General features: G+C 45.8%; 27 protein-coding genes. 3 read left to right on the top strand and 24 right to left on the bottom strand.

Annotated elements, in window-relative coordinates; translation table 11 throughout:
- Window positions 1–41 precede the first annotated feature (41 nt).
- On the bottom strand, window positions 42–782 hold the full coding sequence (locus tag ACYVGR_RS11470) for a glycosyltransferase family 2 protein (RefSeq protein WP_460956616.1): 741 nt from the start codon (window positions 780–782) through the stop codon (window positions 42–44).
- A gap of 143 nt (window positions 783–925) precedes the next feature.
- On the opposite strand from ACYVGR_RS11470, the gene ACYVGR_RS11465 reads away from it, so the two are divergent.
- From ACYVGR_RS11465 to ACYVGR_RS11455, 3 genes are all read left to right on the top strand, one after another.
- The gene (locus ACYVGR_RS11465) at window positions 926–1,987 is read left to right on the top strand and encodes a TerC/Alx family metal homeostasis membrane protein (protein WP_460956614.1); all 1,062 of its coding nucleotides are present in this window, start codon (window positions 926–928) and stop codon (window positions 1,985–1,987) included.
- A 254-nt stretch (window positions 1,988–2,241) separates the two neighbouring features.
- The gene (locus ACYVGR_RS11460; protein WP_460956613.1) at window positions 2,242–3,435 is read left to right on the top strand and encodes a PepSY-associated TM helix domain-containing protein; all 1,194 of its coding nucleotides are present in this window, start codon (window positions 2,242–2,244) and stop codon (window positions 3,433–3,435) included.
- Between the two features lie 197 nt (window positions 3,436–3,632).
- Window positions 3,633–7,583 carry an AAA domain-containing protein gene (locus ACYVGR_RS11455; protein ID WP_460956698.1) on the top strand — a complete coding sequence of 1,317 codons (3,951 nt, stop codon included), beginning with the start codon at window positions 3,633–3,635 and terminating at the stop codon, window positions 7,581–7,583.
- Between the two features lie 122 nt (window positions 7,584–7,705).
- Here ACYVGR_RS11455 and carA read toward each other — a convergent pair whose 3' ends face one another.
- The 23 genes from carA to rplP form a co-directional block, all read right to left on the bottom strand.
- Window positions 7,706–8,809, bottom strand: coding sequence for a glutamine-hydrolyzing carbamoyl-phosphate synthase small subunit (carA, locus tag ACYVGR_RS11450; protein ID WP_460956611.1), 1,104 nt, complete (start codon window positions 8,807–8,809; stop codon window positions 7,706–7,708).
- Window positions 8,810–8,896: 87 nt separating this feature from the next.
- The gene (rplQ, locus tag ACYVGR_RS11445; protein WP_460956609.1) at window positions 8,897–9,679 is read right to left on the bottom strand and encodes a 50S ribosomal protein L17; all 783 of its coding nucleotides are present in this window, start codon (window positions 9,677–9,679) and stop codon (window positions 8,897–8,899) included.
- 99 nt (window positions 9,680–9,778) lie between these two features.
- Window positions 9,779–10,768: a DNA-directed RNA polymerase subunit alpha gene (locus tag ACYVGR_RS11440; protein ID WP_046577854.1), complete on the bottom strand. Its 990-nt coding sequence runs from the start codon at window positions 10,766–10,768 to the stop codon at window positions 9,779–9,781.
- A gap of 180 nt (window positions 10,769–10,948) precedes the next feature.
- The gene (rpsD, locus tag ACYVGR_RS11435; RefSeq protein WP_460956607.1) at window positions 10,949–11,554 is read right to left on the bottom strand and encodes a 30S ribosomal protein S4; all 606 of its coding nucleotides are present in this window, start codon (window positions 11,552–11,554) and stop codon (window positions 10,949–10,951) included.
- Between the two features lie 79 nt (window positions 11,555–11,633).
- Window positions 11,634–12,029 (bottom strand): 30S ribosomal protein S11, encoded by a 396-nt coding sequence (gene rpsK, locus ACYVGR_RS11430; protein ID WP_182459883.1) that lies wholly within the window; start codon window positions 12,027–12,029, stop codon window positions 11,634–11,636.
- A 99-nt stretch (window positions 12,030–12,128) separates the two neighbouring features.
- The gene (rpsM, locus tag ACYVGR_RS11425; protein ID WP_460956605.1) at window positions 12,129–12,506 is read right to left on the bottom strand and encodes a 30S ribosomal protein S13; all 378 of its coding nucleotides are present in this window, start codon (window positions 12,504–12,506) and stop codon (window positions 12,129–12,131) included.
- 2 nt (window positions 12,507–12,508) lie between these two features.
- On the bottom strand, window positions 12,509–12,625 hold the full coding sequence (gene ykgO / locus ACYVGR_RS11420) for a type B 50S ribosomal protein L36 (RefSeq protein ID WP_018618719.1): 117 nt from the start codon (window positions 12,623–12,625) through the stop codon (window positions 12,509–12,511).
- A 90-nt stretch (window positions 12,626–12,715) separates the two neighbouring features.
- Window positions 12,716–12,934 (bottom strand): translation initiation factor IF-1, encoded by a 219-nt coding sequence (gene infA / locus ACYVGR_RS11415; RefSeq protein ID WP_009284801.1) that lies wholly within the window; start codon window positions 12,932–12,934, stop codon window positions 12,716–12,718.
- A 6-nt stretch (window positions 12,935–12,940) separates the two neighbouring features.
- On the bottom strand, window positions 12,941–13,753 hold the full coding sequence (gene map / locus ACYVGR_RS11410) for a type I methionyl aminopeptidase (RefSeq protein WP_460956602.1): 813 nt from the start codon (window positions 13,751–13,753) through the stop codon (window positions 12,941–12,943).
- A gap of 32 nt (window positions 13,754–13,785) precedes the next feature.
- Window positions 13,786–15,102 (bottom strand): preprotein translocase subunit SecY, encoded by a 1,317-nt coding sequence (secY, locus tag ACYVGR_RS11405; protein WP_182459886.1) that lies wholly within the window; start codon window positions 15,100–15,102, stop codon window positions 13,786–13,788.
- Between the two features lie 32 nt (window positions 15,103–15,134).
- Window positions 15,135–15,611: a 50S ribosomal protein L15 gene (gene rplO / locus ACYVGR_RS11400; protein WP_182459887.1), complete on the bottom strand. Its 477-nt coding sequence runs from the start codon at window positions 15,609–15,611 to the stop codon at window positions 15,135–15,137.
- Window positions 15,612–15,705: 94 nt separating this feature from the next.
- Window positions 15,706–15,885, bottom strand: a complete 180-nt coding sequence (gene rpmD, locus ACYVGR_RS11395) for a 50S ribosomal protein L30 (protein ID WP_046577840.1) — start codon at window positions 15,883–15,885, stop codon at window positions 15,706–15,708.
- Window positions 15,886–15,904: 19 nt separating this feature from the next.
- On the bottom strand, window positions 15,905–16,423 hold the full coding sequence (rpsE, locus tag ACYVGR_RS11390; RefSeq protein ID WP_460956599.1) for a 30S ribosomal protein S5: 519 nt from the start codon (window positions 16,421–16,423) through the stop codon (window positions 15,905–15,907).
- A 3-nt stretch (window positions 16,424–16,426) separates the two neighbouring features.
- Window positions 16,427–16,780, bottom strand: coding sequence for a 50S ribosomal protein L18 (gene rplR / locus ACYVGR_RS11385; RefSeq protein ID WP_157583700.1), 354 nt, complete (start codon window positions 16,778–16,780; stop codon window positions 16,427–16,429).
- A gap of 118 nt (window positions 16,781–16,898) precedes the next feature.
- Complete coding sequence (gene rplF / locus ACYVGR_RS11380) at window positions 16,899–17,456, bottom strand: 50S ribosomal protein L6 (RefSeq protein ID WP_460956596.1); 558 nt, start codon at window positions 17,454–17,456, stop codon at window positions 16,899–16,901.
- A 13-nt stretch (window positions 17,457–17,469) separates the two neighbouring features.
- A complete protein-coding gene (rpsH, locus tag ACYVGR_RS11375; RefSeq protein ID WP_460956594.1) occupies window positions 17,470–17,868 on the bottom strand; it encodes a 30S ribosomal protein S8 in 399 nt (132 codons plus the stop codon).
- Window positions 17,869–17,958: 90 nt separating this feature from the next.
- Complete coding sequence (gene rpsN / locus ACYVGR_RS11370) at window positions 17,959–18,228, bottom strand: 30S ribosomal protein S14 (protein ID WP_106137346.1); 270 nt, start codon at window positions 18,226–18,228, stop codon at window positions 17,959–17,961.
- Between the two features lie 23 nt (window positions 18,229–18,251).
- Complete coding sequence (rplE, locus tag ACYVGR_RS11365; RefSeq protein ID WP_182459891.1) at window positions 18,252–18,806, bottom strand: 50S ribosomal protein L5; 555 nt, start codon at window positions 18,804–18,806, stop codon at window positions 18,252–18,254.
- Window positions 18,807–18,821: 15 nt separating this feature from the next.
- A complete protein-coding gene (gene rplX / locus ACYVGR_RS11360) occupies window positions 18,822–19,178 on the bottom strand; it encodes a 50S ribosomal protein L24 (RefSeq protein WP_157583696.1) in 357 nt (118 codons plus the stop codon).
- 3 nt (window positions 19,179–19,181) lie between these two features.
- Window positions 19,182–19,550, bottom strand: coding sequence for a 50S ribosomal protein L14 (gene rplN / locus ACYVGR_RS11355; RefSeq protein WP_018618706.1), 369 nt, complete (start codon window positions 19,548–19,550; stop codon window positions 19,182–19,184).
- Window positions 19,551–19,553: 3 nt separating this feature from the next.
- The gene (gene rpsQ, locus ACYVGR_RS11350) at window positions 19,554–19,916 is read right to left on the bottom strand and encodes a 30S ribosomal protein S17 (RefSeq protein ID WP_182459892.1); all 363 of its coding nucleotides are present in this window, start codon (window positions 19,914–19,916) and stop codon (window positions 19,554–19,556) included.
- 12 nt (window positions 19,917–19,928) lie between these two features.
- Window positions 19,929–20,123 (bottom strand): 50S ribosomal protein L29, encoded by a 195-nt coding sequence (rpmC, locus tag ACYVGR_RS11345; RefSeq protein ID WP_182459893.1) that lies wholly within the window; start codon window positions 20,121–20,123, stop codon window positions 19,929–19,931.
- Between the two features lie 21 nt (window positions 20,124–20,144).
- Window positions 20,145–20,576 (bottom strand): 50S ribosomal protein L16, encoded by a 432-nt coding sequence (gene rplP, locus ACYVGR_RS11340; protein WP_157583694.1) that lies wholly within the window; start codon window positions 20,574–20,576, stop codon window positions 20,145–20,147.
- Window positions 20,577–20,579: the final 3 nt, after the last annotated feature.

The raw sequence follows: 20,579 nt of genomic DNA, 5'->3' as shown, positions 1-20,579 counted from the left end.
ACACTAAGGAAGCCGCTATTTTATAGGCTAAAGTTATATCGTTACTTTAAAATCTTCCAGCGCATTACCCCAAGTTTTGTCAGGAAATAGAACAGGGATGTACGCAGTACGCCAAGACCATAGATAGAACTGCGTCGGAAGTTGATAGAAGAGGCTTCATCAAAATACTTGGTAGGGCAGGTGACCTCGCCAATTTCATAGCCTTTATAGAAAATTTGAGCGATCATTTCGTTATCGAAAATGAAATCGTCAGAATTATATGTGAAGTCCAGATTGCGGAGAACTTCGCCAGAAAATGCCCGGTAGCCTGTATGGTATTCCGAAAGTTTCTGGTTCATCAGGATATTCTGCGTGAGGGTCAGAAACCGGTTAGCAATATACTTATACATTGGCATGCCGCCCTTTAACGCGCCCTTTCCTAAAATACGAGAGGCAAACACAACCGGATACAGACCATTGCCAATAATTGTAATCATGGCAGGCAGCAGTAGAGGTGTATATTGATAATCGGGGTGGAGCATAACCACAATGTCGGCGCCAAGCTCAATTGCTTTCGCGTAGCAGGTTTTCTGGTTACCACCGTATCCTTTATTGCGATCGTGACGGATAACGTGTCGAATCCCAAGACTACGAGCGACTTCGACCGTATTGTCAGGACTAGCATCATCAACTAAAATAACATCATCAACTAAATCAAGAGGAATTTCACGGTAAGTACGTTCCAGCGTTAGGGCGGCCCGATAGGCGGGCATAACCACAATCACTTTTTTGTCATTAAACATAGGGCAAAATTAACAGGTGGGTATTACTGTACCAATATTTTTAACAATTGCAGTCATTTCCTTCAGGATATTGGGCGTAGATTTGTTGTTTAACCAAGCCTACTACCAGCTTCCAGCCTTAATTGGTTGTATATTTAGCAATTATGTTTTCCAGCGAAACTCTATTTTTTCTTGCCTTTGCCGCTTTTGTTCTTCTAATCATGACTATTGATCTTGGCGTTTTTTCCAAGAAGAAAAGCCATGTTGTAGAATTTAAAGAGGCTGCCATCTGGAGTGCCATTTGGGTGGCTTTATCCATTGGCTTTTATTTTTTTCTACAAAACTATGGTTACCTGGTGCACGGCATCGATTCATTTGCCCGGCTTCAGGAAGTGCGTGATCTATATGCTGATCATGTGAAAATTATTCCCGGCAATTTTGCGGCCAGTTTAGATCATTTTCAGGCCAATATGTCCCTGGAGTACATTACCGGCTACCTGGTTGAGTATTCGCTTTCGGCCGATAATATTTTTGTATTTATACTGATATTCAGCTCATTTGGCGTTCATGAGCGGTATTACAAAAAGATCCTGGTGTGGGGAATTTTAGGCGCAATTATACTACGATTTATTTTCATTTTCGTAGGTTCAGCACTGATTCAGCGTTTCGAATGGATTATGTATCTGTTCGGTGCCTTTCTGGTTTATACAGGAATCCAATTGTTTTTTCAGAAAGAAGAAGATGAAAAAATTGAACCTGCCAGCCATCCTGTTATTCGGTTTGCGAGCAAATACCTGAATGTTTATCATCGTAATGTGACGGATAATTTCTTTGTCCGCCGGAAGTCCGACAAAAAACTTTTTGTCACTCCGTTATTTCTGATCGTTATTGTCATCGCTTTTACCGATTTAGTATTCGCCGTTGATTCAATTCCGGCTATTTTTTCCATTACCAAAGACCCCTACATAGTCTTTTTCTCGAATGTTTTTGCCATCATGGGGCTGCGATCTATGTTTTTCTTCTTATCCAGCATCATGAGCCAGTTCCGTTTCCTGAAAATTGGATTAGCGGTACTGCTGACGTTTATCGGAGCTAAAATGTTAGCGGAGCATTGGTTGGAAGAAATGGGCTTCAAGCCTGTTTATTCGCTCTATATTATTATCGGAATTCTGGGTGTCAGTATTCTGGCATCGTGGTTAATACCCGAAAAGAAAGAGGAAAGTTAGTAGCTAAGCTATTTCCAGAATGATATAATGAAGTCCAGCGGTAATTTCTATCGCTGGGCTTTTTTTGTTCTTAAAATAAGAATGTCTGTAATTTTTTTTTGATTGTAGGATTGGTTATTCATGGATCGTATATTTTTACTTTAGAGTTAATCTAAATAAAATTACGTATATCGTTGATATGCTTGTCGGGCATGCCGCGAAACACGACCCTATTGAAGTATGGGCTTTATAGTCTACTACGTATAGAATAAACGATGACAGCGAAAAAACTGGTTGGTCAGATACATCTTTGGCTGGGGCTGGTGTCCGGTCTATTGGTATTTGTTGTTGCGACAACAGGATGTATTCTGGCGTTTGAGCAAGAGATTAAGAGCGTTCTGCGTCCTTATCAATTTATGGAACCTGAAGCCAATAAAACGCTTATGGCTCCCTCAAAACTAGAGTCCATTGCCGAGAAGCTAGTTCATGGTAAACCAGCGAAAGGGGTTATCTATGGAGGAAGTGGTCGTACGGCTATTGTCCAATTTTACGGCGCTGCTCCTGATTACTACTACCAGGTGTACATAAATCCGTACACAGGGAAAGTGCTGAACGTGCAGGATGAAGAGACCGATTTTTTCCATTTTATTCTCCACGGTCACTACTATTTGTGGCTACCCGAAACCATTGGGCAGTCTGTAGTCGCTTATGGGACCCTGGTTTTTACCATTTTGTTAGTTACAGGACTAGTGCTGTGGTGGCCTAAAAACTTTAAGAAAGCTAACCGAGATAAGAGCTTTAAAATAAAATGGAGTGCCAAATGGCGTCGGGTTAACTACGATTTACACAATGTGCCCGGTTTTTATGCTCTTCTCGTCTCGTTGTTATTGGCGGTAACGGGGCTGATTTTTGGCCTGGAATGGTTTTCGAATTCGGTTTACTGGGCTACTACAGGTGGTAAAACTATTCCTGAATACAAACAGCAATTTTCGGATACGACAGTTGCCCGGCAGTTTATGGCTCCCATAGACGTTGTTTGGCAGCAGTTATCGAAAAACAAACCTGAAACCGCAGGGATTTATGTCTCTTGCCCTGAAAAGGCGTCTGAAACCATTTCTGCGTATGTGAATTACGTGCCTGGCACTTATTACAAATTAGATTATTACACGTTTGACCAGCAAACGCTAAAACCCATCGCTGTTGAAGGCCCCTACGCAGGTACCTATGCACAGGCGGGACTGGGGGATAAAGTTCGTCGGATGAATTACGATATTCACACGGGCGCCATTCTGAGTCTACCGGGAAAAATACTGGCTTTTTGCGCTAGCCTGGTTTGCGCTAGCCTTCCTATCACAGGTTTCATTATTTGGTGGGGCCGTCGGAAGAAGGCTAAGAAGCAATCGAAAAGCGTATTCACCAAGCCTGTCTCGATGAAGAGCACCTATCAGCCCGTTAGCCGGATTAGTTAATCCTCGCCAAATTGCACCGATAACCTACTATAATTCATATGATTTAAAAGATTCAGAGGATTTTTTACCTTGTAAAACGTTATAATCCTGTGAATACGATAAATTCTGTGAAAAGCCCGCAAGGCCGCCTGGCGGTTCAAACTGTACTCAAGACATTTCGTCGACGCTTAACTAATCTGAGTAGTCGTAATCGTTCGTTGTTGCTAACGAGTCTACCTGCCGGACAGTACCTAGACTTACAGGAAACAGATTTTCTACTAAATAAGCCTGCGTTCACGATCATTGCTGATTTGATCGGACGGAAGCCATCGGTCGCATTATGCGAGGTGCTTGATGCCCGTCAGGAACGGAGTAATGAAGTTAGCCGGAAGCTTCGCCGGATTGACCGTATGGCCCGATTCATTGAAGAGGAGCGCGGTACAGAAGATCTTTATGTAGGCTGGCCATTTGTAAAAGGAAAGTTTCTGGATGAGACCGTGGTGCATGGGCCACTTCTTTTCTTCCCTGTTAAAATTGAACAGCAGGGGAAATTTTGGAAACTCACTCGCCGGGGCGATGAGTTAGCTTTTTTAAATCCAACGCTTGCCTTAGCCTATGGACAGTTTAATCAGGTAAAACTGCCAGATGAAATCGTTGAAAAGACGATGGATGATTTTGATCGGGACCCAACAATTTTTCGTACACAACTGTATGAATGGTTAAAAACCACTCCGCTCGAAATCAATTTTAATCAAGACTTATTTACTGACAAATTCCAGTTTTTTAACAAGCAGAGCGCTAAAGACCTCGCCCAACTCGAACGTACGGGCGAACTAAAGCTTTATTCGGAAGCGGTACTTGGTATTTTTCCGCAAGCAGGCTCGTTTTTGGTTCCAGACTATGATGCACTTCTTGCACGGAGCGAGGAGCAAGGGGCTGGGCAGGGGGTAGGGGAGGAAGAGTTCTCAGCGGAACAAGATGCATCTGATTTAGAAGTTATTGATCCTGCATTTCTCTTCCCCGCTCCTGGCGCCCTGCCCCCTGCTTCTTTCCTGGCTGAAAAATCCATTCACACACCTTTGCCAATGGATGCATCGCAGGAAGCAGCTGTACGGGCTGTAAAAGCAGGTCAGTCGTTGGTAGTACAAGGGCCACCAGGTACGGGGAAATCGCAGCTGATTGCCAATTTAATGGCGGATGCGGCTGCCTCGGGCAAACGTGTGCTGTTGGTTTGTCAGAAACGGGCTGCGCTTGATGTCGTTCAGGAACGGCTGCGTCAGGTCGGTATGGCTCCATTTATTGCCCTGATTCATGACTTTCAAGACGATCGTCGGGCATTGTATACACAAATTGCCAGTCAAATTAATCAGCTAGAAGCGTATCGACAACAGAATAATAGCTTAAATGCGGTGCTGCTCGAACGTGATTTTGAGATTGAAAGTCGCCGGATCGATGAAACGCTTGGCGAATTGCAAGCCTTTAAGCAGGCATTATTTGATACAAATGAGAGTGGGGTATCAGCAAAGGAGTTGTACTTAACCTGTGCATCAACTAGTCCGGTTATTCAGTTGGACGATATTTATCCACAATTCCACTTGTTGAGTGTGGATAACTTTGTTCGAAGACTGACAGATTATGCGGCTTATCAACAACGCCTGGGTAAACAGCATAGCTGGGCTGAACGTGTCAGTTTTGCAGCATTTACAAACGCTGATTTAAGTAAAGCAGATCAAACTATTATTAAATGGGCACAGCTACGCGATACGGCCAATGAACAGACAGCCCGGTTGATTGGAAATCCATTGTCATTGGCGCAATTAGCAACTTGGCAAGCCCATGATTGGGAAATAACGGCGTTACTAAATTTGCTTGACTCACCAGCATGGGCCGTCGCAAAACAGTTACGCAATTTGCCTAGACATCCAGCATTAACGACAGAGGAAACGAAATTTGAGCAACTTGCGCATGCCTGGGAGGAATCTTTAGAGTCACCTGGCCCTGAAACGTCGCTGGCAACAGCCGAACTGCGAGCGTTTAAAGCTTTATTAGCCGACGCATTGACAGCCCGCTCATCCTGGGTAAGCTGGAATTGGTGGCAATTGACCAATGCGGGCAAAGCGCAACTCCAACTGGTTGCATCTACGAATGCATTAACGCTTACCGAAGCTGATTTACAAACGTTAGCTACTAAAGTGGATAAACGTATTCGGTTGGAAGCTACTCGATATGAAGCTAACTCATTATTGCTTGGGTTATCGCTTCCCGAACAGCCTGATAGCATTCGACTTTTGCGTCGTGCACAACATATAGTGGAGCGCATTAATGATAGCCAACCGATAGCGCAATTACCCGAATCGTGCTGGCAGTCGTATGAGCGATTTATCGAAACAATCACCCAGTTATTAGAGATTGCGGCAACTGTAGAGCAGGAACGAATTAGCGCGCAAGTCTACCTTACCGCGAATCAACTTAATAGTATTTGGGAAGATAGTTCGTTGGCTATTCGCCTTCGGCAGACCCTTCGGGAGGACTTCGATCTTCTGGTCGAATCAGATCGGTTACAGGAAGGCTTTTCTGAGCATGAGCAAATTGTGGTTAAACGACTGGAACAACTGGAACCAGATCGATGGGTGACTGATTTCCAGACAAGCCTGCGTCGTGCCTGGCTCGACCATATTGAGATGACCCACCCTGAACTTCGGAGCGTATCGTCGCTCAAAATGGGACAATGGGAGCAAATACTACAGGAAAGCGTCTTACGAAAGCAAGCCTTGAGTCGCGATATTCTGCTTGTCAAGCTTCGTGAACAAACTTACCGGAATCTAACGTTTAACCGCCTGAACAACATCGTTACGTATCGTGATTTGCTCCATCAAACAACCAAGAAGCGGAATGTATGGCCAGTTCGAAAATTGATGGAGTCGTTTGCCGATGAGGTCTTTAAACTTGTACCGTGCTGGTTGGCGTCACCGGAGTCCGTTTCGGCGATGTTCCCGTTGACCGAAGGACTCTTTGATCTGGTCATCTTCGACGAAGCGTCGCAATGTTTTTCTGAAAATGGCGTTCCCGCTATTGTTCGGGGTAAACAGGTTGTTGTAACCGGCGATAATCAACAACTTCGCCCAAGTGATCTTTATCGTACACGCCTGGACGAGTCAGAGTTTGACGAGGAAATTCCTGTAGCTTTAGAAGTGGAGTCACTTCTAGAACTGGCGGCTCAACAGCTCCCACAGGTATCGTTAACGGAACATTATCGTAGTCATTCGCTCGATCTCATCAGCTTCTCGAACGAACATTTCTATCAGAATAAATTATCACTCTTGCCACATTTCGATGAGATTAATAAACAAGAGCCAGCCATCCGTTATTTGAATGTAAAAGGCATTTGGCAGCAGAACACAAATCCTGCTGAAGCTGAAGCCGTTTTACAACTCCTCGAGCAATTAGCCACTGAATTACCTGGTCGTTCCGTGGGTATTGTGACGTTCAACTATCCCCAGCAACAGTTAATTCAAGATATGCTGGAGAGTAAACGTAGCGCGGTGGTGCAGCATTCCGACATCTTGTCGCCAGGAGGCAATGCGGACAATATATCGGCCTCACATTTATTTGTCAAAAATATTGAGAACGTGCAAGGGGATGAGCGAGACGTTATCATCTTTTCAATTGGCTATGCCGCCGATGAGCGTGGCCGTTTGTCGATGAACTTTGGTAGTTTAAATACACGAGGTGGCGAAAATCGCCTGAATGTAGCCGTAACACGAGCACGAGAACGGGTGTACGTTGTGACTAGCCTATGGCCTGACCAATTGACAATTGCAGAAACGGCAAATGAAGGCCCTAAACTACTAAAGGCTTATCTCTCATACGCATTAAATGTGGCACAGGAGCAGTTTCAGCCAATGCCTCAACCACAACAAGGCATACCGTCAGATACATTACTGAAGGACCGATTAGTAAATGAACATCCTACCTGGCAACCCGAGCTTCCCTTCGCCGATTTAACGATTAAAGCGGGTGAAGCCTATGAAGCACTTGTACTCACGGATGACGATGCTTATTATCAACAGACAACTAAACAGGCGCATGCCTACTTACCAATAGCTCTACAGGCTCGGAAGTGGCCATTTCAACGGGTTTGGAGCCGGGAGTTTTGGCGGAAACAGTAGCGCGGTGATGCGGCACACCGATGGAAACCCGCGACCTTAACTTGATCGTCGCAGTTTTCCATCGGTGTGCCGCATCACCGCGCTACAACAAAAAAAGCCTGAGGAAACTCAGGCTTTTTTACTTATTCGTTCATCATGCCAATAAACTGATCGAACAGATAGTGCGAGTCATGCGGACCGGGTGATGATTCTGGGTGATATTGCACTGAGAATGCAGGCTTATCTTTCCGGCGAATACCTTCAATCGTTTTATCGTTGAGGTTGATGTGGGTCAGTTCAACGTTATCGGTATCCATCACTTCATCAGCTTTTACTGCAAAACCGTGGTTTTGAGAAGTGACTTCGCAATGGCCAGTAATCAGATTTTTAACCGGGTGGTTCAATCCGCGGTGGCCATTATGCATTTTATACGTTGAAATACCACTGGCCAGCGACAAAATCTGATGGCCTAAGCATATACCGAATAAAGGCGTTTCGGTCTCTAGGGCTTGCTTGACTGTTTCAACAGCATACGGCATAGCTGCTGGATCGCCAGGGCCGTTAGCAATAAAATAGCCATTCGGTTTCCAGGCGGCTAATTCAGCATATGGCGTTTTAGCCGGAAACACTTTGCAGAATACACCACGTTGGTTAAAGTTGCTTAGAATGCTCTTTTTAACCCCTAAATCAAGAACGGCTACTCGTAGCTTTGATTCTGGGTCGCCTTGCTCATATGCCTGCTGCGTACATACCTCCGACGACAGCTCTAAGCCGGCCATATCGGGTACTTTTTGCAATTCCGCTAATAGTACAGCTGGGTCCAAAATCTCCGACGAAATAATGCAGTTCATCACGCCTTTTGAACGGATATAGCGCACCAATTGACGCGTATCAACACCATGAATGCCTACAATGCCTGCCTTTTCGAAGTAATCCTGCAAAGAGCCATCAGCCGTATAGCGTGAGTGAATATTGGAGAAGAAATTACAGACCATTCCCCGAATCTTTACGCTACCAGATTCTTGTTCGGCATTATTTAGCACACCATAGTTTCCAATGTGCGATGTTGTATTGATAATTACCTGACCGTAGTAGGAGGGATCTGTGTAAATCTCCTGGTAACCGGTCATGCCTGTGTTGAAGCAAATTTCACCACCAGCTGTCCCTATTTTACCTAGGGCTAATCCCCGATATACGGTTCCGTCCTGCAAAACTAACAGGGCTTCAGGCTGCTTCGTATGTTTCATCTATGCGTTTTGGCTTGAAAGACTAAAAAAAAGGGCTAACCGTTGCGGTTAACCCATTTCTATATGACGTTTTTGTAAGTCACTCCGTTATGCTTCTTCTTTACCACCTTTTAAACGATCCTGTAACTCGTTCAGTTCATCCCATTTGCCATCGCGGGCTAAGGCTGCCTGTTCGTTCCAGGTTGTTGCGTCATGTACATTGAAACGAGGACCTGCATCAGCTAAAACTTGTTGAACGGCTTCGTCTTGTGCATCGGCTAACTGTGCAAAGGTAGTAATCCCAGCATTATTGAGCAACTCAGCAATTTTTGGACCGATACCTTCAATTTTAGTCAGGTCGTCACCAGCGGCTTCAGCAGTAGGAGCTTCTTCGGCAGCAACAGGGGTTGTTTCTACTACTTCAGCAGCAGGAACCTCTGCTGTTTCAGCAGCGCGTGAACCACTACCACGACGGCTACGACGAGTTTTGGTTGTAGCAGCCGCTTTCTCTGCAGCAGCAGCAAGAAGTGTTTCGTTGAAATCAACCAGTTCGATCAGGCAGGTCTCAGCATTATCACCCAGGCGGTTGCCCAATTTGATGATGCGTGTGTAACCGCCTGGACGGCTAGCAATTTTATCCGCTACCGTTCCAAACAATTCTTTGATTGTCTCCTTGTCGTGCAGCGATTGGAATACAACGCGACGATTCTGGTAGGTGTCATCTTTAGCCTTGGTCAAAATAGGCTCCACGAATTTGCGGAGTTCTTTTGCCTTCGCTACCGTCGTCTCAATACGCTTGTGCAGGATGAGCGACGAGGCCATGTTCTGCAACATCGCTTCGCGGTGCGAGTGCGTCCGGCTTAGGTGATTATCTTTTTTACCGTGTCTCATTATCTTGTGAGGTTTACGGTTTTCGGTTTACAATTTACGGCCGACTGATGCAGATAGAAATCGCTTCGCGCCACCGTAAACCAAAAACCGTAAACCGACTTAATCTTCGTCTAATCTGTACTTAGCGACGTCCATACCGAACGTCAGGTTCTTTTCAGCAACTAATTGCTCAAGCTCCGTCAGAGACTTCTTACCGAAGTTGCGGAACTTCATCATGTCTGAAATCTCTAACCGAACGAGGTCACCCAGCGTCCGTACATCAGCCGACTTAAGACAGTTATAGGCACGTACCGACAGATCGAGGTCAGCCAGCGACGTTTTCAGAAGTTTGCGCATGTGCAATACTTCTTCGTCTACTACATTTTCCTCTTCTGGCTTAGCCGTTTCGAACGTCATCGTTTGGTCTGAGAACAGCATGAAGTGCTGAATCAGGATATAAGCTGCGCCTTTTAGAGCCTCTTCGGGGTGGATAGAACCATCCGTTTCGATGTCTAATAATAGCCGCTCATAGTCCGTTTTCTGCTCAACCCGCGTGTTTTCAACGCTATATTTCACGTTCTTAATCGGCGTGTAAATAGCATCGATAGGGATATGACCAAATGGGAGTTCGTTTGCCCGTGGTTCATCGGCGGGAACATAGCCACGACCTTTTTCCACGAAAATTTCCATCTCTAAATCCCGGGTATCGTCGATGTGACAGATTTCCAGTTCAGGGTTCAACACCTCGAACGATGGCGAGAATTTAGATATATCACCGGCTTTGAGGACCGATTGTTTCTTTATGTTGACGGTGATCTTGTTGTCGACCATGTCATTGATCTTCTTGAACCGAACCATTTTCAGGTTCAGAATGATCTCTGTCACGTCTTCAACAACGCCCTCGATAGAAGAAAACTCGTGTAACACACCTGGGAATTTTACGCTGGTAATGGCGTATCCTTCCAACGATGACAGCAAAATGCGACGGAGCGCATTGCCGATTGTTACACCGTATCCTTTTTCAAGGGGTTTGAATTCAAACACCCCGTGAAAGTCGTCAGCTTTCTCCACTACGACTTTGTCGGGCATTTGGAACGCTAATATTGACATACGTTTCGTATTTTACAGCAGTTCTCTGCCTTGGCGTGAAGACTGAAATTTATACGGTTTTCAGTGCTTCGGTTTTAGAACTTTACTGGCCGAATGACCAGCTATTAAAACCAATCAACCTAAACCGTAACTTATTTATACAAAATCCAGCAGAACTCAAGATGAGTTCTGCCAGTAAGCTTACTTCGAATACAATTCGACGATGGCCTGCTCGTTAAAGTTTTCAGGAATCTGATCACGCTCAGGGTAGCTAATAAACTTACCCGTTAATTGTTGAGCATCCCATTCAACCCAGTTATACCGCTTCGTGTTACGAGCAGCTACGCTTGTTGTAACAGCTTCGAGCGATTTTGACTTCTCACGAACACCAATCAATTGACCAGGCTTCAGCGAGTAAGAAGGAATGTTAACCACTTCGCCATCAACAACGATGTGTTTGTGAGATACCAACTGACGAGCAGCCCGGCGTGAAGAAGCGATACCCAGACGATAAACCGTGTTATCTAAGCGGGCTTCGCATAATTTGAGCAGGTTTTCACCTGTGATACCTTCGCGAACCTGTGCCCGATGGAACAGTGCACGGAACTGACGCTCCAGGATACCATACGTGTATTTTACTTTCTGCTTTTCCAGCAATTGGAGTGCATATTCGGACTGTTTCCGTTTGCGCCCCCGACCGTGCATACCCGGTCCGTAATTTTTTTTCTGAAGCGCTTTGCTCGGGCCCATAATGGGTTCACCGAACTTGCGCGAGATTTTGGCTTTTGGCCCAATGTAACGTGCCATTCTTCAATGAATGAATAATTGTGAAACAATGGACAGACACAACTAAATGTCGCCTGCCCCTATTCATGCCATCCGTAAATTATACGCGACGACGTTTTGGCGGCCGGCACCCATTGTGCGGCAGCGGGGTAATATCACGAATCGTTGTTACTTCGATACCTGAGTTCTGAATGGTACGGATAGCCGATTCACGACCTGATCCTGGACCTTTCACGAATACTTCTGCTTTGCGCATACCCAGATCGTGGGCAACGACAGCACAGTTTTGAGCGGCTGTTTGAGCAGCATAAGGGGTGTTTTTCTTTGAGCCACGGAAGCCCATTTTACCCGCAGATGCCCAGGAGATAACCTGGCCGTTCATGTTGGTGATCGAAATGATGATGTTGTTAAACGTAGCCCGGATGTGCACCTGACCAACGGGTTCAACAACTACCACCCGCTTTTTCGCTTTGTCTTTGCGTTTTGCTTGAGCCATTGTTTGTAGGTAATCGTCAATGTGTCACCGTGAATCATTACTTGCCAATCAATTAAGAATGACTTCAAATGCTCCGTATGACGATGAGCGACCGATTAATTATTTAGTTACTTTCTTCTTGTTAGCAACTGTCTTACGCTTCCCTTTACGGGTACGTGAGTTGTTTTTGGTATGCTGGCCGCGAACCGGCAATCCTTTCCGGTGACGTAAGCCTCGGTAACAGCCGATGTCCATCAAACGTTTGATGCTCAACTGGATTTCCGAACGCAACTGGCCTTCTACCTTGTATTCATTCGAGATTGCGTTACGAACCGCACTCGCTTCTTCATCAGACCACTCATTGGCTTTCTTATCGACACTGATGCCAGCGTCGGTCAGGATTTTCTTAGCCCGGCTACGACCAATGCCGTAAATGTAAGTTAGCGCGATTTCACCACGCTTCTTGTCTGGAATATCAACACCTGCAATACGTGCCATGCTTAGCCTTGTCTTTGTTTGTAACGGGGATTCTTTTTGTTGATCACGTACAGCTTCCCTTTCCGCCGGATCACTTTGCAGTCTTCACTGCGCTTTTTGATGGACGCTTTAACTTTCATGTTCTGATTTACGAATTACGAATTACGATTTACGACTTAACAAATCTTGACTTCAGACGAAATCGTAATTCGTAAATCGTAAATCACAAATCACTTGTATCTGTACACAATCCTTGCCTTACTTAGATCATAAGGCGACATTTCTAACTTTACGCGATCTCCGGGCAAAATTTTGATGTAATTCATCCGCATTTTGCCAGAGATATGAGCAATTACTTCATGCTTGTTGGCCAATTCGACCCGGAACATTGCATTCGATAATGCCTCCAAAATCACACCGTCTTGTTCTATTGAATTCTGCTTTGCCATGTTGCTTTAAACTGCCATCAGTTCCTGTGTATCGACCATCAGGCTAGTATTCGCGGTAACTGCTTCGATATATTCAAAGGTGGTTAAAATCTCGGGTTTCCCTTTCCGAACGGCTACTGTGTGTTCAAAGTGAGCCGAAGGTTTACGATCAACTGTCCGAATAGTCCAACCATCGCGTTCCTGCACAACTCCCTTCTTACCGAAGTTAATCATTGGCTCAATCGCCAAAATCATACCTTCCCGTAATTTGGGACCCTGACCTCGTTTTCCGTAATTAGGTACTTCAGGCGCTTCGTGTAGGTTCTGACCAACGCCATGACCAACTAACTCCCGCACTACCGAATAACCGAACTTCTCCGTGTAAGTCTGAATGGCATATCCGATATCGCCAACCCGATTCCCTTCGATTGCTTGTCCTAAGCCGATATAAAGAGACTCTTTTGTTCGGCTTAAGAGCCGACGGACAGCTGGGCTTACTTCGCCGACGGGATACGTATAGGCGCTATCGCTATGAAAACCATTCAGTTTAACACCGCAGTCAATCGAGATAATATCCCCGTCGCGAAGTTCGTAGCGGCTTGGAAATCCATGAACCACCACATCATTGACCGAGATACAGAGTGAAGCCGGAAACTTGTTATAACCTAAGAATGATGGAATGCCACCATTATCCTTTATAAACGTTTCTGCAACAATATCCAGTTCCTTTGTGGTAACACCAGGCCGGATAAGTTTTGCCACTTCGGCATGTGCTTTTCCGAGCAACTGGGCACTGATTTTTATCAAAGCAATTTCGTCATCGCTTCTGTAAAAAATCATCTTCTCCTTTTTATCAGAACCGGCCATTTCAATTAAGCTGCTACAGTCTCGCTCGTCCGTCCCTGTACTCGACCTGATTTCATCAGACCTTCGTACCGACGCATAAGCAGATAACTTTCTACTTGCTGAAGCGTATCCAATACAACACCTACCATGATTAACAGGGATGTGCCACCAAAGAATTGGGCAAACCCACTCGTCATTCCTAATAGATTGGCAATTGCAGGTAGAATCGCCACAATAGCTAGCATGATAGCACCAGGGAGCGTAATACGGTCAAGTACTGTACCAATGTATTCAGAGGTCTGGATACCTGGCTTTACACCCGGAATGAAGCCACCGCTACGCTTCATATCATCAGCAATCTGAACGGGGTTAACCGAGATCGCTGTGTAAAAGAAGGTAAAGATGATGATCAACAGTGCAAACAGGACATTGTACTGCCATGTTGTATAACTCTGAAATGCATTTTGTACACTGGCTGCAAAATCGCTCTTCTCAGCAAACAGACCTGCCACATAAGTTGGAATGAACATTAACGCCTGAGCGAAAATGATAGGCATGACGCCCGCTGCATTCAACTTTAGGGGTAGGTATTGGCGCTGTCCACCAACAACTTTGTTTCCAATCACTTGCTTCGCATATTGAATCGGAATCCGACGAACGGCTTGCGTCAATACAACCGCGCCCATAACAACAAAGTATAAGGCAACGATTTCCAGAACGAAAAGCAGAATTCCACCTGATCCTCTCGATTGTTGCTCACCGATAATGGCACCTGGAAGCCGAGATACAATCCCAATCATGATGATCATGGAAATCCCGTTACCTATCCCTTTATCTGTAATCCGTTCGCCTAACCACATGCAGAAAATAGTCCCTGCTGTCAGTACAAATAATGAAGAGATTGTGAATAAACCGCGATCAATTAAAAGTGCTTCCTGTGGAATTGTTGTACGAACGTAAGTAATAGCCTGTACCGCTGTTACGCCAATCGTTAATATCCGAGTAATCTGGTTCAGTCGCTTACGACCCGACTCTCCTTCCTTCTGCATTTTCTGGAAGTAAGGAAGAGCCAGCGTGAGTAACTGAATAGCAATCGATGCCGAGATGTACGGCATGATACCGAGTGCAAAAATCGAAGCCTTACTGAACGCACCACCTAAAAAGGTGTCCAATAAACCGAGTAATCCTTGCGGATTAAGATTCAGTTTCTGGGGGTCAACGCCCGGTAGCACAATGGCTGAACCGAGACGAAACGCCGTAATGAACAACAGCGTGTTGAGGATTCGACTCCGCAACTCGTCAATTGCAAAAATATTCTTGAACGTGGTGATGAGTCGGTTCATAAAAGTAGATCGGTCTTTGCCGTGCTCACAACTTAGTTAGCTGCTTCTTCTTTCGCTTCTTTTGTAGGCACAATTGCCTTTCCACCTGCTTTTTCGATAGCTTCTTTGGCGCTAGCTGAGAAAGCGTGGGCGTGGATTTCAACGGCAGTTGTCAATTCACCACGGCTTAATACTTTAACAAGGTCTTTCTTGCTTACCAGACCATGCTGAAGCAGGAATTCCATGTCAACGATCGTTGCCTTGGTTTCATCAACCAATGCCTGAATGGCATCTAGGTTGAGAGGTTTGTATTCGACGCGGTTGATGTTTTTGAAGCCGAACTTAGGCACACGACGTTGAAGTGGCATCTGACCACCTTCGAAGTGTGTCTTACGACTATAACCTGAGCGCGACTGCGCTCCTTTGTGACCACGCGTAGACGTACCGCCCATGCCTGATCCTTGTCCGCGTCCGACTCGCTTGCGCTCTCTGACGGAACCTTTTGCCGGTCTAAGGTTGCTTAAATTCATTGCTATATTAGTAAAAAGATGATTCTTTTGGCTTTTCAGTCAGCTCTAACACAAGGTTAAAAAGGCCTGAAAACCAAAAGAATCGCAAAGATACTTAAATTTCTTCAACTTTCACCAGGTGCTGCACCTTATTGATTGCACCCTTCAGCGCGTCGTTATATTCTAGTTCGACGCTGCGGTTGATTTTGCCCAAGCCTAATGACTTGATAGCATTTTTTTGAGATAGCGGCCGTTTAATGGTGCTGCTGACCTGCGTGATGCGTACTCGTGCCATGTCTGTTGCTCCGTTTAAATTAACCGTTAAATACTTTAGCCAAACTTACCTGACGTTGGAAAGCAACCTGATGTGGTAACCGCATTTTCAGCAGTGCATCAAGCGTAGCTTTTACTACGTTGTGTGGGTTCGATGATCCTTTCGATTTCGCCAGGATATCGTGAATGCCAGCCGATTCAAGAACGGCCCGCATAGCACCACCAGCAATTACGCCAGTACCTGGAGAAGCTGGTTTCAGCAGGACAAAGCCACCACTGAATTTGCCTTCCATTTCGTGAGGAATTGTACGCTTCAAAATAGGAACCTGTACCAGATTCTTTTTCGCGTCTTCTACTCCTTTGGCAATCGCGTCCGTTACTTCATTGGCTTTGCCCAATCCGTAACCAACGACACCGTTACCGTCTCCGACGACGACAATCGCCGAGAAGCTGAATCGGCGACCACCTTTTACCACCTTCGCTACGCGATTGATGGCTACAACCTTTTCTTTCAGGTCGGCTTCGTTAAACTTTGTCGGTCTTGCTGAATTGATGTTCATCGCTTAGAACTTAAGGCCACCCTCGCGGGCTGCATCGGCCAGTGCTTTTACTTTACCGTGATATAAGTAGCCATTGCGGTCAAACACAGCTGCGCTAATGTTCTGAGCAATTGCTTTTTCAGCCAAACGCTGACCTACTTTCTTCGCTGTTTCGAGGGTATTCCCTTCGATTTCGCTTTTCAGCTCAACAGACGATGCAGCTGCCAATGTATGACCGGCCACGTCATCGATAAGTTGTGCGTAAATGCCCGTGTTAGAACGGAAAACGGATAGACGGGGACGTTCGGCCGTACCGGATACTTTCGCCCGGATACCAAACTTAATCCGCTGTCTTCTTTCTTGTTTTGTAGTTGCCATGTTATTTGATTCCGACCAAATAGGCGAATTAATTTACGATGTACGAATTACGATGTACGATTTTGGCTGACGCACGAATAAAAAATCGCACATCGTAATTCGTACATCGTAAATCATATTATTTCTTGCTCGAAGATTTACCAGCTTTCCGGCGAACTTGCTCACCGATGAAGCGGATACCTTTGCCTTTATAGGGCTCAACTTTACGGAGTGAGCGGATTTTAGCCGCTACATCGCCAAGAAGTTGTTTGTCTGAGCCTTCCAGATATACTTTCGGATTCTGACCTTTTTCGGTTACAGCCGTTACCTTAATCTCTTCAGGAACTGCTACGTACACATTGTGTGAGTAGCCAAGTTGCAATTCAAGAACATTATTGGTAACCGATGCTTTGTAACCCACCCCAATAACTTCGAGGTTAAGTTTAAAGCCTTCGCTAACGCCTTGTACCATGTTGCTAACCAGCGAACGATACAGACCGTGTAGTGCTTTGTGGCGTTTCTGCTCCGTTGGACGGGACACTTGAATCTGACCTTCTTCGATGGCTACCGAAATGTCCGGGTCAACTGTTTGGTGCAGGGTGCCTTTAGGCCCTTTTACCGTAACGACGTTTTGAGCGTCGACAGACAACGTTACGTTGCTGGGTAGGGCGATGGGTTTCTTACCTATGCGTGACATCGTTCAGTTCGGATTAATATACGTAACACAATACTTCTCCACCAACGTTCAGCGTCTTCGCTTCTTTATCAGTCATCACACCTTTAGAGGTCGAGATGATCGCTACGCCCAAACCATTCAGGATACGTGGCAGATGATCGGCTCCCCGATACTGACGTAGACCTGGCCGGCTGATACGTTGTAGATCAACGATAGCCGATTGCTTCGTTGTTGGATTGTACTTCAAAGCAATTTTGATAGTGCCTTGTGCAGTGCTATCGTCGAACTTATAGTTCTGGATGAACCCTTTGTCGTACAAAACTTTGGTAATTTCTTTCTTTATATTGGAAGCAGGGATCTCCACAACCCGGTGCTTTGCCCGGATGGCATTTCTAACGCGGGTTAGATAATCTGCTATTGGATCTGTATTCATTCTTAGCGTTGCGTTACTTGCAAATCTCTCTTTTTGAGAAAGTTCGCAAAATTACGGAAACTGAATTACAAATAGAAATGGAATCTGGAATTACCAGCTTGCTTTGGTTACACCTGGAATTTTACCCGCTGATGCCATTTCCCGGAAGGTTACCCGCGAAATACCAAACTTGCGCATATAGCCCCGTGGACGACCTGTCAGTTTGCAACGATTGTGCAGACGAACTGGTGATGCATTTTTAGGAAGCTTGTCCAGACCGATGTAATCACCAGCTGCTTTCAGAGCAGCTCGTTTCGTAGCATATTTGGCAACTAACGCTTCGCGTTTCCGTTCCCGTGCTTTGATTGATTCTTTTGCCATTGTTTTAGCCTTTGTGTCGGTTGTTATTTACCACTTTTAGCAAACGGCATGCCCATTGCTTTCAACAGCTCGTAGCTTTCGCTATCGGTATTGGCGGTCGTCACAAACGTGATGTCCATCCCCGAAATACGAGCTACTTTATCGATGCTGATTTCTGGGAAGATAATCTGCTCCTGCACGCCGAACGTGTAGTTACCACGGCCATCAAATCCTTTGTCGCTAATGCCTTTGAAGTCACGAACGCGAGGCAACGATACCGTTGTCAACCGATCAAGGAATTCATACATTTTCTCACCACGTAAGGTCACTTTCGCACCAATGGGCATTTTCTCCCGCAGTTTGAAGTTAGAAACCGCTTTTTTCGACAAAGTCGCAACGGCTTTCTGACCCGTGATGGTCGTCAATTCTTCGACGCCTACGTCAACCAATTTTTTATCGGCGACAGCGGCTCCAATACCTTTATTGACAACAATCTTCGTCAAGCGGGGTACTTGCATAACCGACTTGTACTGAAACTTGTCCTTCAATTGAGGTACAACTTCGTTTAAATATTTTTCTTTCAGTCTTGGCGTTGCCATTCTCTTAGACCTTTATTATTTACGGACGTCGGGGATGAAATTGCCGGTCTTTTTCGAGAACCGTTGCAGTTTACCCTTTTCATTCAACTTACGACCCGTACGGGTAGGTTCGCCGGTGGCAGGGTCAACCAATTTCAGATTACTGATGTGAATTGATCCTTCCGTTTTTTCCAGACTTCCCTGTGGGTTAGAAGCGGTAGGTTTCAAGTGTTTGGTAATCATAGCCACACCCTCAACCCGGGCACGATCTTTCTCTACGATCACTTCTTTCACTACACCGCGCTGCCCTTTCGAGTTACCACCAATCACGACGACCGTATCGCCCGTCTTGATGTGGAATTTGTGTGTCGGTAGCGTTATTTTCTTCTCCATTGCTTACAATACCTCTGGGGCTAACGATACGATTTTCATAAACTGCTTCTCGCGCAATTCGCGGGCTACAGGACCGAAAATCCGAGTACCACGCGGCTCATCGTTGTTGTTGAGCAACACAGCTGCGTTGTCTTCAAAACGGATGTACGAACCATCTTTCCGGCGTACTTCCTTTTTAGTCCGAACAACCACGGCTTTCGAAACCGTACCTTTTTTCATACTGCTGGACGACAGGGCTTGCTTCACTGTCACGACAATCTTGTCACCGACCGATGCATACCGCTTGCCTGTACCGCCCAGAACCCGGATAACTAGCACTTCTTTAGCGCCACTGTTATCGGCTACTCCTAATCTTGATTCTTGCTGTACCATGGCTTACTTCGCTTTTTCGATGATTTCGACTAACCGCCAACGCTTATTTTTGCTCAATGGGCGGGTTTCCATTACGCGAACTGTGTCGCCGATACCACACTCATTTTTCTCGTCATGAACCGTCAATTTTTTGGTCTTGTTCATGAACTTGCCATACATCGGGTGCTTCACTTTGCGATCAATCGCAACCGTGATTGTTTTCTGCATTTTATTGCTGGTCACCCGCCCGATACGCTCTTTACGTGCGTTACGCTCCGATGCCGATTTCGCTTCGCTCGTTGCTGGAGCGGCTGCTTTCGGCTGTTCTGTTGCTGCCACTGGAGTGGTTACTTCCTCCTGTGGTGCTGGTGCTTGTTGCTCTTCCATCGTCGTGTCTTATTAGGCTTGCCGCGATTTAACTGTCAGTTCTGTGTGCAGGCGAGCAATCCGTTTGCGGCTCTCGCGGATGCGCATGGGGTTCTCGATAGGAGACACAGCATGAGCAAACTTCAGTTTCAGCAGGCGATCCTGTTCCGCACCGATTTCAGCACGTAAGGCATCCGCCGACAATCCTTTCAAATCTTCTTTTTTCATCTTGTTCGTCGCTTAGGGATACTACTCTTCGCCTTGCTCCTGATAATCGCGCCGGACTACAAACTTGGTCCGAACGGGCAACTTCTGAGCGGCTAAGCGAAGGGCTTCCATACCCGTTGCTAAATCAACTCCCGTTGTTTCGAACATAATCGTGCCGGGTTTCACTACGGCTACCCAATACTCGGGAGCACCTTTACCTTTACCCATCCGTACTTCAGCCGGTTTCTTGGTGATCGGCTTGTCTGGGAAAATACGAATCCAAACCTGGCCTTCACGTTTCATGGCCCGGGTTACGGAAATACGAGCGGCTTCAATCTGGCGGGCGGTAATCCGACCTGGTTCCAGCGATTTGATAGCGAACGTACCGAAAGAAATCTCATGACCGCGCGATGCGATACCAGGAATCCTTCCTTTATGCTGTTTACGGAATTTAGTTCTTTTTGGCTGTAACATTTT

The sequence above is a fragment of the Spirosoma litoris genome (assembly GCF_054776755.1).
The sequence above is the reverse complement of the archived record's forward strand: the minus strand, read 5'-3'. Positions and strand labels throughout refer to the sequence as shown.

Bases quoted from the DNA above. Each gene is read 5' to 3' on its own strand.
- ACYVGR_RS11470 (WP_460956616.1), bottom strand. From the start codon at position 782: ATGTTTAATGACAAAAAAGTGATTGTGGTTATGCCCGCCTATCGGGCC.
- ACYVGR_RS11465 (WP_460956614.1), top strand. From the start codon at position 926: ATGTTTTCCAGCGAAACTCTATTTTTTCTTGCCTTTGCCGCTTTTGTT.
- ACYVGR_RS11460 (WP_460956613.1), top strand. From the start codon at position 2,242: ATGACAGCGAAAAAACTGGTTGGTCAGATACATCTTTGGCTGGGGCTG.
- carA (WP_460956611.1), bottom strand. From the start codon at position 8,809: ATGAAACATACGAAGCAGCCTGAAGCCCTGTTAGTTTTGCAGGACGGA.
- rplQ (WP_460956609.1), bottom strand. From the start codon at position 9,679: ATGAGACACGGTAAAAAAGATAATCACCTAAGCCGGACGCACTCGCAC.
- ACYVGR_RS11440 (WP_046577854.1), bottom strand. From the start codon at position 10,768: ATGTCAATATTAGCGTTCCAAATGCCCGACAAAGTCGTAGTGGAGAAA.
- rpsD (WP_460956607.1), bottom strand. From the start codon at position 11,554: ATGGCACGTTACATTGGGCCAAAAGCCAAAATCTCGCGCAAGTTCGGT.
- rpsK (WP_182459883.1), bottom strand. From the start codon at position 12,029: ATGGCTCAAGCAAAACGCAAAGACAAAGCGAAAAAGCGGGTGGTAGTT.
- rpsM (WP_460956605.1), bottom strand. From the start codon at position 12,506: ATGGCACGTATTGCAGGTGTTGATATTCCAGACAAGAAGCGTGGTGAA.
- ykgO (WP_018618719.1), bottom strand. From the start codon at position 12,625: ATGAAAGTTAAAGCGTCCATCAAAAAGCGCAGTGAAGACTGCAAAGTG.
- infA (WP_009284801.1), bottom strand. From the start codon at position 12,934: ATGGCAAAGCAGAATTCAATAGAACAAGACGGTGTGATTTTGGAGGCA.
- map (WP_460956602.1), bottom strand. From the start codon at position 13,753: ATGATTTTTTACAGAAGCGATGACGAAATTGCTTTGATAAAAATCAGT.
- secY (WP_182459886.1), bottom strand. From the start codon at position 15,102: ATGAACCGACTCATCACCACGTTCAAGAATATTTTTGCAATTGACGAG.
- rplO (WP_182459887.1), bottom strand. From the start codon at position 15,611: ATGAATTTAAGCAACCTTAGACCGGCAAAAGGTTCCGTCAGAGAGCGC.
- rpmD (WP_046577840.1), bottom strand. From the start codon at position 15,885: ATGGCACGAGTACGCATCACGCAGGTCAGCAGCACCATTAAACGGCCG.
- rpsE (WP_460956599.1), bottom strand. From the start codon at position 16,423: ATGAACATCAATTCAGCAAGACCGACAAAGTTTAACGAAGCCGACCTG.
- rplR (WP_157583700.1), bottom strand. From the start codon at position 16,780: ATGGCAACTACAAAACAAGAAAGAAGACAGCGGATTAAGTTTGGTATC.
- rplF (WP_460956596.1), bottom strand. From the start codon at position 17,456: ATGTCACGCATAGGTAAGAAACCCATCGCCCTACCCAGCAACGTAACG.
- rpsH (WP_460956594.1), bottom strand. From the start codon at position 17,868: ATGAATACAGATCCAATAGCAGATTATCTAACCCGCGTTAGAAATGCC.
- rpsN (WP_106137346.1), bottom strand. From the start codon at position 18,228: ATGGCAAAAGAATCAATCAAAGCACGGGAACGGAAACGCGAAGCGTTA.
- rplE (WP_182459891.1), bottom strand. From the start codon at position 18,806: ATGGCAACGCCAAGACTGAAAGAAAAATATTTAAACGAAGTTGTACCT.
- rplX (WP_157583696.1), bottom strand. From the start codon at position 19,178: ATGGAGAAGAAAATAACGCTACCGACACACAAATTCCACATCAAGACG.
- rplN (WP_018618706.1), bottom strand. From the start codon at position 19,550: ATGGTACAGCAAGAATCAAGATTAGGAGTAGCCGATAACAGTGGCGCT.
- rpsQ (WP_182459892.1), bottom strand. From the start codon at position 19,916: ATGGAAGAGCAACAAGCACCAGCACCACAGGAGGAAGTAACCACTCCA.
- rpmC (WP_182459893.1), bottom strand. From the start codon at position 20,123: ATGAAAAAAGAAGATTTGAAAGGATTGTCGGCGGATGCCTTACGTGCT.
- rplP (WP_157583694.1), bottom strand. From the start codon at position 20,576: ATGTTACAGCCAAAAAGAACTAAATTCCGTAAACAGCATAAAGGAAGG.